Raw genomic sequence first — 10988 nt, forward strand, 5'->3', positions numbered from 1 at the left:
TCGTTATCGCGACTACATTGCCTGGCTGCAGCAGCGAGATAAGAAAGCCGACGAGGCCTACTGGCGCGAGCAGCTTGCGAAGCTCGACGGATCGACCTGGCTCGCGAATGCTTTGCCAGTTGAGGAAAGTCGGCAGAAGGCGTCTGGCTACAGCGAGTATCGCGTAACGCTCGATGCCATGCTGACGCAGCGTCTCGAACACCTCGCACGTGAAGAGCGCGTGACCGTAAATACGGTGATCCAGGCTGCGTGGGCCGTAATACTGCAACGGTATACGGGCCAGCGCGCGGTGGTATTCGGCGCGACGGTCTCGGGTCGTCCGACCGATCTTGCGGGCTCGCAGCAACTGCTGGGGCTTTTCATCAACACGCTGCCTGTGGTGCTTGCGCCGCGCGCAGAACAGACGGTTGGCGACTGGTTGCGCGAGGTCCAGGCGCAGGGTCTGTCGATGCGCGAGCACGAGCACACGCCGCTGAACGAGATCCAGCGCTGGGCGGGTGCGGGCGGTCGTGGATTGTTCGACACGCTGGTGGTGTACGAGAACTATCCGGTCGACGCGGCGTTCAAGGAAGCGGCGCCGGCAGGATTGAAGTTCGGCGAAATCGCAAGCCGAGAGGAAACGAACTATCCGCTGACGATCACTGTTATGCCGGCGGAAAAACTGCGGATTGACTGGACGTTCGCGCGCGAACATTTCGGCGATGAGCACGTTGCTGCGTTGATCGAACGTTTCGAGCGTGTACTCAGGCAGATCGGTGACGATTGTGGTCGCGCAGTGGGTTCGTTGGTTATCGAGTCGCCTGACGAGGCAGCTGTGCTTCTCGCGAAGGGCACGTGCAATGAAGCATATGTCGACGTAATGCCGGTGCATGAGCGGGTCGCGCGTGAGGTGCAGGCGCATCCTGAGCGGGTGGCGGTGGTATACGGCGAAACGCAGCTGCGCTACGGCGAGCTCGATGCGCAGGCAAACCGCCTTGCGCAACGTCTTGCGAAACTCGGTGTGGGGCCGGAAGTACGGGTGGGGATTGCCGTCGAGCGTTCGGTGGAGATGGTGGTCGGGCTGCTGGCGATCCTGAAGGCAGGCGGCGCCTATGTACCGCTGGATCCCGAGTATCCGCGCGACCGCCTCGCCTACATGCTGGAAGACAGCGGCGTGGCGCTGCTGCTGACGCAGTCGTGGGTGCGAGAGCGGCTGCCGGTGGCGGAGGGCGTGACGGTGCTGGAACTGGATACGCTGGACGTGTCCGCCGAGCCTGCCGTGGCACCGCAGATAAGCGTGCACGGCGATAACCTGGCGTACGTGATCTACACCTCCGGCTCGACCGGACGGCCGAAGGGGGCCGCGAACCGCCACAGCGCGCTTTCGAACCGCCTCGCCTGGATGCAGTCTGCCTACGCGCTGGAAGAAACCGACGTGGTGCTGCAGAAGACGCCGTTCAGCTTCGACGTTTCGGTGTGGGAGTTCTTCTGGCCGCTGATGACGGGCGCACGGCTGGTCGTGGCCGAACCGGGCGCACATCGCGATCCGCAGCGACTGGTGGAGCTGATTCGCGACCACGGCGTAACGACCCTGCATTTCGTGCCCTCGATGCTGCAGGCGTTTGTCGCCCACGAGGGGGTAAACACCTGCAGGAAGCTGAAGCGGATCGTCTGCAGCGGCGAGGCATTGCCCGCGGATCTGGCAAACCGCACGCTTGAGCAGTTGCCGGGCGTAGGCCTGTACAACCTGTACGGCCCGACCGAAGCGGCAATCGACGTGACGCACTGGACGTGCCGCACAGGTGATGAAGTGGTACCGATCGGCCGTCCGATAGGCAACGTGAGCACGCACGTGCTGGATGCACAGATGAATCTGGTGCCGCAGGGCGTAGCGGGCGAACTCTACCTGGGCGGCATGGGTCTCGCGCGCGGCTATCTGAACCGTGCCACGCTAACTGCGGAGCGTTTCGTGCCGGATCCGTTCGATGCGAACGGCGGGCGGCTGTATCGCACGGGCGACCTCGCGCGATGGACGAACGAAGGCGCGCTGGAGTATCTGGGCCGTATCGACCATCAGGTGAAGGTACGGGGCCTACGTATCGAGCTGGGCGAGATCGAAGCGCAACTGGTTGCACAGGCAGAAGTAAGAGAGGCGGTGGTCACGGCGCAGGAAGGACCGGGCGGCACGCGTCTGATCGCGTACGTGACTGCACACGCGGACCACACCGTAGAGCAGCAGGCGTTGCGCGAAGCACTGCTAAGGCAGTTGCCAGACTACATGGTGCCCTCGGCGATCATGGTGCTGGAGGCATTGCCGCTGAATCCGAACGGCAAGGTAGACCGCAAGGCACTGCCCGTACCGGAATACCAGACGCGCAGCTACGAACCCCCACAGGGCGAAACGGAAACATCACTCGCACAGATCTGGTCCGAAGTAATGGGCATCGAACAAGTAAGCCGTACCGACAACTTCTTCGAACTCGGCGGCGATTCGATCCTCATCATGAAGGTCGCGACGCGTATCCGTTCCATGACGGACTTCGACGTGCCATTGCCGATGCTGTTCTCCCACCCGACGATCGCCGAACTCGCAGCCTGCATCTCTGCGGCCACAAAACCCACGGCACACATCGAGCCCGTGCCCCCGCTCGTCCCCGTCGCACGCGAAACCGGCGCCTTGCCGCTTTCCCCCGCGCAGCGCCGCGTCTGGATCGCGTCGCAACTCGCGGGACCGGGCTCTTCCGCGTACAACGTTTCGGCCTCGGTGCGGCTCGAAGGCGACATATCCGAAGCACGCGTGGCGCAGGCACTTGCGCTGCTCGTCGGTCGTCAAGAGGTATTGCGCACGTCGTATCCGGATCGCGGCGGTCTGCCCCACGCGGCCATCTCCGATGCGGCGAACGCCGACCTCGTGATCCGCGATCTCACCGCCGTTCCCGTCGATCGGCATCCCGCGATATTGCGGCAGATCGCACTCGAACGGATCGACCGCCCGTTCGACCTCGCGTGCGATGCGCTGTTGCGCGCAACGCTCGTCAGGATCAACGGGCGGCAAGCGTTGCTGATGTTGTCGGTACATCACATCGTCTGCGACGGCTGGTCGATGGGCGTGCTCGTGCGCGACTTCTGCGCATTCTATGCGGCAGGCGAGCGTGCCGCACTGCCGGCACTCCCGGTGCAGTACGTCGATTACGCCGCGTGGCACGCACGTGTGCTCGACAGCGCACGCGGCGAGGCACTCAAGGCGTTCTGGCGCGGCGAGCTTGCGGGCGCGCGCAGCGTGCTCGATCTGCCGGCCGATTTCCCGCGCCCGCCTGCGATCTCCGATGCCGGCGATTCGCTGCACGGCACGCTCGACGCGCGGCTCGCGCAACAAGTCGCACGTTTTGCCCGCGAGCAGCGCGTGACGCCGTTCGTCGTCCTGCTCTCGGCGTTCCAGGTATTGCTGCACCGGCTCACCGGCAGCCGCGACGTTCTGGTCGGTACGGACGTCGCCGGCCGCACGCGCGTCGAACTGGAGCCGTTGATCGGGTTCTTCGTGAACGTGGTGCCGTTGCGTCTCGCCATGGATGACGCTCGCACCCGCGTGCCGGTCGGCGAGCTCGTCGCGCGCGCGCATGCGAGCGCCGTGGCGGCGCTCGAACATCAGGATCTGCCGTTCGATCAGATCGCCGCATGCGCGCAGGTCAAACGCGACGCGGCTCGCAATCCGCTGGTCCAGGCGCTGTTCGTCTTGCAGAACACGCCGGCGGCGCCGATCGAACTCCCCGGCGTGGTTGCCGAGCTGATCGATCTGCCGGCCAGCCACTCGAAATTCGACATGGGACTGTTCATCAACGAGGGCGCCGGCGACTGGCAGGTCGAATGGGTATTTGCGACTGCCTTGTTCCGGCACGCGACGATCCAGCGCTGGCTCGATGAATGGCTTCGTTTAGTGGAGGACATCGTGACTCAAACCGAAATTTCCGTAATGGGCGACGCACCCGCTGCCGTCGAGACGACGAAGCCGACCACCCAGGCCGGCGCCGCCGACAAGTTCGCCAAGCTAAAGAAGATTGCATCGCGCGGGCCACGACCGGCCGCCGATGCGCGGCAGGCGGAGGGTCCGGCGAGGCTATCGCTGCTGCAGCCCGGCCGGGTCATGCCTGTGGTGCTCGAACCGCACAGCGCCGATGTCGATCCGCTCGCGTGGGCGGCGCAACACCGCGCGTTCATCGAGGCGACGCTTGCGCGCCACGCCGTGATCCTGTTCCGGAACTTCCGTCTGCCTACGCCGCAGGCGTTCGAGGCGTTCGCCGAAGCCATGTGCCCGGGTCTCTACGGCAGCTACGGCGACTTGCCGAAGAAGGAGGGCGGCAAGAAAACGTATCGCTCGACGCCGTACCCCGAGCGCGAAATGATTCTCTATCACAACGAAAGCGCGCATCTCGAACAGTGGCCGCGCAAGCAGTGGTTCTTCTGCGAACTGCCCTCGCGCGTGGGCGGGGCCACGCCGATCGTCGATTGCCGGGAGATGCTGCGCGAACTGCCGTCCGAAATCGTCGAGCGATTCGCCTCTGCGGGCCTGATGTACATCCGCACGTTCACCGACCGGCTCGATGTTTCGTGGCGCGACTTCTTCGGCACCGACGAGCGGACCGAAGTCGAGCGTCGGCTTCAAGTGGCCGGCACGGCGTTCAACTGGCTGGACAACGACGGCCTGCAGACGCGCACGCTTTGCCCCGGTGTGATTACGCACCCCGTTACCGGCGAGCGCTGCTTCTTCAATCAGGTGCAACTGCATCACCCGTATTTTCTGAAGCCGGAGATTCACCGCGATCTGCTCGACATGGTCGGAGCCGACTACCTGCCGCGCAACGTCTGCTACGGCGACGGCACGGCGATCGACGATACGACGATGGCCCGCATCGGCGAAGCCTACGAGCGATGCGCGGTGCGCTTCGAATGGCGCAAGGGCGATGTCGTGATGCTCGACAACATGCTGGCCGCACACGCGCGCGACCCGTACGAGGAACCGCGAAAGATCGTCGTCGCAATGGGCGAGATGGTGTCGCGCGCGAGCGTGGCGGATGCGGATGCACAGCGGCTCGAAGGTGCGGACGCCACGAGGCAGGAATAAAGCTTAGAGCCAGGCGTGCTGCAAGCACGCATCAGGCATGCAGGAAACGGACATTCGAATGAACATGAGCGAAGCAATCCATCAGGCCGGCAACGACGGCTACGCACTTTCACCCGAGCAGCAGGTCGTGCTGAGCGATCCTTTGCTGCGCAGCGAACGGGCGGTTTTCTCGGCGACGCTGAAGGGACCGTGGCACGGCGAGGACCTGCGGCGTGCCTGCGAGCAGGTCTTTTTGCGGCACGACATCCTGCGCACGGTGTTCCGGCAGACACCCGGATATACGTTGCCGAGGCAATACCCGCTCGAGGGCGAACTGCCTCAGTTGGAGGTGTTCGACGCGCGGCACGCCAAAGACGACGACTTCACGCGGTTGCAGCTCGCGGCCGCACAACTCGAAGAAAGCCGTCTCGCGCGCTGCGTATTGTTGCTGCGTGACGACGACGGCGCGCGGCTCGTGCTGAGCGCCTCGCGGCTCGTTGCCGATGAAGTGGGACTGGCTTCGCTCTATCGCAACGTGCTTGATGTATACGCCGGTTTGCACGGCGATGAATCGGAAACTGAATTTGAAGAGGATAACGAACCGGTTCAGTACACGCAGTTCGTCGAATGGCGCGAGGAACTGGCGATCGGGGAGGAGGCGAGAGACGGCGCGGCGTACTGGACGCGCTATCTGGAACGCCTGACCGCCGAACAGGCGGAGGTCCCCGCACTGCCATACCGGAAGCTGACTGCTGAAGGTCGGGCATCGTTGACGCAGCAGCCAGAGGAAGGACACGAACAGGCGCGCTCTATCCGCAGCGGTATCGATTGCGCACTCGACAGCGCTGCCCGCGTATGCGGCGTGACACCCGCCGTACTCGCGCAGGCTGCATGGTGGCTCTTGCTCGCGCGCATCGCCGGCGCTGAGCAGGTGGTCGGTGCGTGGCAGCACGATAGCCGCGACGGCGTATCGATGCTCGAAGGCAGCATCGGCGCATTCGCGCGCGCCTATCCGGTCGCACTGGCCTGCCCAGACGAGCGCCCGTTCGCCGATCTCGCGAATGAATTCGGCACGCTGCTCGATGCCCATACACGCTGGCAGGAGCACTGGCCGGCGAATCCGGCAACGCTCGATCGCCCGCTGCCTGCGTTCGACCAGGTAGGATTTTCCCTTGCCAGCGTCGTGCCGGACTGGACACTCGTTCGCGGTGCCGAACAGCTCGGGGCGCGTGCCGATCGCATTCACGCGCTGCTGCCCGGCTATGAGCTCGCGTTGCAGATTGACGTCGATGCAACGGGTAGCCTGCGTGCCGCGACGCTCGGCTTCCGGGCCGATCGTTACTCCGATGCGGATGTTCAAGCGCTGTTGGGCCAATACGTAACGTTGCTCGCAGCCGTTGCCGCGAATCCGGCGGCGGCAGTCGGCGCGCTCGCCATCGACAACGGCGAGCGGCAGTCGCGTCTGCTGGCGTGGAAGGGCGAAGCGCGGGACTGGACGTCGTGTACGTTGCCCGCAACCATCGCCGCCTGGGCCGCGACGACACCCGATGCGCCTGCACTCGCTGCGGCGGATCTGTCCATCAGCTACGCGGAGCTGGAAGCGCGTGTCGCACACGCGGCGGCGATGCTGAACGCAAGGGGCGTCGGTCGCGGTAGCGTGGTCGGGCTGCTGTTGCCGCGCTCGGCGGCGCTTGTCGTCGCGCTGCTCGCAACGATGCGCGCGGGTGCCGCCTATCTGCCGCTCGATCCCGCGTGGCCCGCGGCGCGGCGCGAGGAGATCGTCGCGCAGGCGGGCGTGCGCGTCGTGCTGTGCGAGCGCGGCGCGTCAGCAGCGCCAGGCTACCTCGAATTCGACGCCTTGATTGAAGGCCCAGGCGGTAATGTCGATGCCGGCACGAACCCCGATCCCGGCGACAACGCCTATGTGCTCTACACCTCGGGATCGACCGGCAAACCGAAGGGCGTCGCGATCGGCCATCGGCAATTGTTCAACTATGTGGCCGGCAGCAGCGAGGCGCTTGGCCTCGACCGGTGCCGACGCTTCGCACTGACCTCGACGGTCGCTGCCGACCTCGGCAACACGACGCTCTTCGGTGCGCTCTACAACGGCGGTTGCCTCGTCGTCGCGCAGGCCGACGACATCAAGGACGCGCAGTCGTTTGCCGCCTTCGTGCAGCACAACCGCATCGATTGTCTGAAGATCACGCCTTCGCATCTGGGTGCGCTGCTCGATGCCGGCACGCCCTGCGTGCCCGATGTCGTCGTGCTGGGCGGCGAACCCGTGCCCACCGGCCTCGCGGCGAGGCTGAGAACCCTCAATCCCGCCGCGCGGCTCTTCAATCACTACGGGCCGACCGAAACGACGATCGGCGTCCTGGTCCACGAATATCGCGGGCCCGACGATAGCGCGGCAAGCGCGTCGAACCTGCCGCTCACCGCTGTGCTGCCGAACTGCCACGTATACGTGCTCGATCGCGCGATGCGGCTCGCGCCGGTCGGGGCGACCGGCGAGCTGTACATCGGCGGCGCGCAGGTCAGCAGCGGCTACGTTGGGCAGGACGAGCAAGACGTGTTCGTTGACGACCCCTTCAATCCCGGTGAGCGGCTGTACCGCAGCGGCGACAGGGCGCGCTATCTGGCAGGCGGCGGCATCCAGCTTGTCGGGCGCGCCGACGCGCAGGTCAAGATTCGCGGCTTTCGCATCGAGCCTGCCGAAATCGAAGCCGAGCTGTTGCGCATTCCCGGCGTGCGCGAAGCGGCGGTGCGCGCATGGGGCGATGAAGCAGGGCGCCAGCTCGCCGCCTATGTCGTGTACGCCAATTCGCCCACCCAGAGCGCAGGGGATGCCGGGCGTGGGTTACGCGAGCAGCTTGCGCAGCGCCTGCCCGACGCGATGGTGCCCGCGCATTTCGTCGCTCTGCCCGATCTGCCGCGCCTCGCAAACGGCAAGATCGACCGGCGTTCGCTGCCGGACCCGCGTGAGCGCGGCGCAGCCGCGCAAGCTCAAGCGCCACGCACGGCTGTCGAGACCTTGTTATTGAGAACTATTTCGGATTTTATCGGCCAACCTCTCGCCGATATCGATGCGAACTTCTTCGATGCGGGGGCCGATTCGCTCGTGGCCATCCGGCTCGCTTCCCGTATTCGCGAGCAGTTGCGCATCGAAGTGCTGCCTGGCGTCGTGTTCTCGCATCCCACGGCAAGGCAGCTTGCGCAAGCGTTGAGCGCCGCCTCCTCCAGTGGCGGCGAAATCGAGCGTGTCGCCCGATTGCGACTGCGGTTCGATGCCATGACGCCCGAAGAACGCGAGCGTCTGTTGCACGCCGCCCGGGACGCGAAACAGGCCCAGGCCGAAACCGGCACATCCGCCTGACCGGTGAGGTTCGTCGACTGTTTGCGACATCGTCGTCCGCGATAGTTGCCAACCTGAGCCAGAACACATACCATTCCATTTTTTAAATAAGAATCATTATCATGTTGTGAAATTTCTCAGGCGGGTAACTGGTCGAGAGGCCGGATCCATTTCAAACAGGGTGAAGTCAACGCGGGTCGGGGTATGAAAAGCACGAATATCGGGAAGGGGAGAGGGGTGGCGGCAAATCGGGTTCAGACGCGGGATAGCGCAGTGCGGTGCCTGCTGACGGCAGGCGCGCTGGCCGCAGGCATGGCGTTTTCGATGGCGGCGCAGGCGCAGCAATCGGGCGGGACATCGGGGGCAGCAGCGGCCGCGGCGCCGGGGGCGGCTTCCGCCCCGGCTGCCGACTCCTCGTCGACGCTGCTCAAGCCGGTGACGGTCACGGGAGATCGCGACCAGGCGGCGGATGCGGTGAATCCGCCGACAACGGTGGGCTCGAAGACGCCCCTGACGCAGCGGGAAATTCCGCAGTCGGTGACGGTCATCCCGCAGGAGCAGATCCAGCAGCAGAACATGCAGACGCTGAACGACGCGATGCGTGCCGCGCCGGGCATTACGGTGGCGCAGGACGACTCGGAACGCACGACCTACTATTCGCGTGGTTTTCCGATCAGCTCGTGGCTGCTCGACGGCATCCCCACCACGCAAAGCCTGACTTCGATCGCACCGAATCTGGGGATGTTCGACCGCGTCGAGGTGCTGCGCGGTCCAGACGGTTTCCTGAACGGCTTCGGCAGCGAAGGCGGCGCGGTCAATCTGGTCCGCAAGCAGGCGCCCGACGCCTTCAGCGCGAACGCCGAACTGTTTGGCGGAACCTATAGCAACGCCGGCGGGATGCTCGACGTGGGCGGTCCGATCAACAGCGCCGGCACGCTCAAGGGCCGCGTGGTGGGCTCGTGGCAGAACCAGGAGCTGACGCAGGATTCGACTTTCCGCCATGACAAGCTGCTGTACGGCACGCTGGAGGCCGATTTCACGCGCGACACGAAGCTGCGCATCGGCGCGAGCTTCAGCGAGATGGATCAGAAGGCGCTGTGGACGGGTGTGCCCTCGCTGTCGAACTACACGTTCCTGAACCTGCCGCGCTCGACCTATATCGGCGCGCCCTGGAACGACAACACGTATTTCAACACCACGGCTTTTGCCGAACTGGACCAGAAGCTGGCCCACGGCTGGAACGCACGGCTTGCGTTCAACTATCTCGGCAGCCGCAGCTCGATCCTGAACGGCAGTGTCAACGGACCGATCGACGTCAATACGGGCGACGCTTTTCTGGCCGACAACAAGTGGCACCAGACCGACGATCAGGAGTCGATCGACGCAGTGCTTAGCGGTCCTGTGAATCTGTTCGGCCGGACCCATCAGGTGACGCTCGGGGCCAACTGGCAGCACGAGAACCTGCGCACGATCAACTACTACTGCAGCGCGGACAATCCGTTCTGCTCGTCGACCGGGCAGGTTTTCTCGAGTTTCCCGCAGCCGGCCTTCAACGGCCCGGTGTCCGACGAAACGACCATGACGAACCAGTACGGCATCTATGGCAATGCGCGCATCAGTCTGGCCGATCCGCTGACGCTGGTCGTGGGCGCGCGCGTGAGCTGGTGGGATTCGAGCCTGACGCCCAACCCCAATGCCAACTACTGGGGCGATCCGGACCGGCACAACGAGGTCTCGGGCCGCGTCACGCCCTATGCGGGCCTTATCTACGACATCAACAACAACTACTCGGTGTACGCGAGCTACACGAGCATTTTCCGGCCGCAGACGGCCTTCGACGTCAACGGCAATCTGCTCAAGCCGCTCGAAGGCGAGCAGTACGAAATCGGCGTGAAAGGCGAGTACTTCGGCGGCAAGCTAAACACGTCGCTGGCGCTTTATCAGCTGACGGAAACGAATCGCGCGATGAACGATCCGCGCTTCCCGGGCGAGGGTTTCTCGATCGCAGAGGGCAAGGCGCGAGCCAAGGGCGTCGAGACGACGGTGACCGGCCAGTTGACCGAGAACTGGGTCGTGTTCGGCGGCTACACGTACACGCAGACCGAGTATCTCGACAACAGCACCAATCTGAACGGCATCGGCTTCTCCAGCATCGCGCCGAAGCATCTGTTCAAGCTTTGGACCAACTATCAGCTGCCGGGCAAGCTGCATCAGTTCAGCGTTGGTGGCGGCACGTACGTTTCGACCGGCATCTCGGCCACCGACGGCACCGGCACGCTCAGGCAAGGCGGTTTTGCCACGGTCGATCTGCGGCTGGGCTATCAGATCACGAAACAGCTGTCGGCCGCGATCAACGTGACGAACCTGTTCGACCGTCACTACTTCGACTCGATCGAATCGACGGGCAGCGCGTTCTACGGTACCCCGCGTCAGTTGATGGTCACGCTGCGCGCGAGCATGTGAAGTCAGGTCGCCCTGCGCGGTACGCTTTCCGGTTGTTCCACCCAGCCTGTCGCTGGGTGGACGGGCCTGCGGAAAGCGCGCTCGCAGGGCTTCCGG

At 64.7% G+C, this 10988-nt stretch carries 3 protein-coding genes; all 3 read left to right on the plus strand.

The features are described from left to right. The coding region (locus U5760_RS20555) for a non-ribosomal peptide synthetase (RefSeq protein ID WP_322014132.1) at positions 1 to 5098 on the plus strand (5098 nt) is incomplete at its 5' end. Positions 5099 to 5162: 64 nt separating this feature from the next. Further along, entirely contained in the window at positions 5163 to 8450 is a 3288-nt protein-coding gene (locus U5760_RS20560; RefSeq protein WP_322014133.1) for an amino acid adenylation domain-containing protein, read from the plus strand. Positions 8451 to 8702: 252 nt separating this feature from the next. Next, the gene (locus tag U5760_RS20565) at positions 8703 to 10892 is read left to right on the plus strand and encodes a TonB-dependent siderophore receptor (protein ID WP_322014134.1); all 2190 of its coding nucleotides are present in this window, start codon (positions 8703 to 8705) and stop codon (positions 10890 to 10892) included. Positions 10893 to 10988 lie beyond the last annotated feature (96 nt).

It is taken from the genome of Paraburkholderia sp. J12 (assembly GCF_905220215.1).
Lineage (GTDB): Bacteria > Pseudomonadota > Gammaproteobacteria > Burkholderiales > Burkholderiaceae > Paraburkholderia.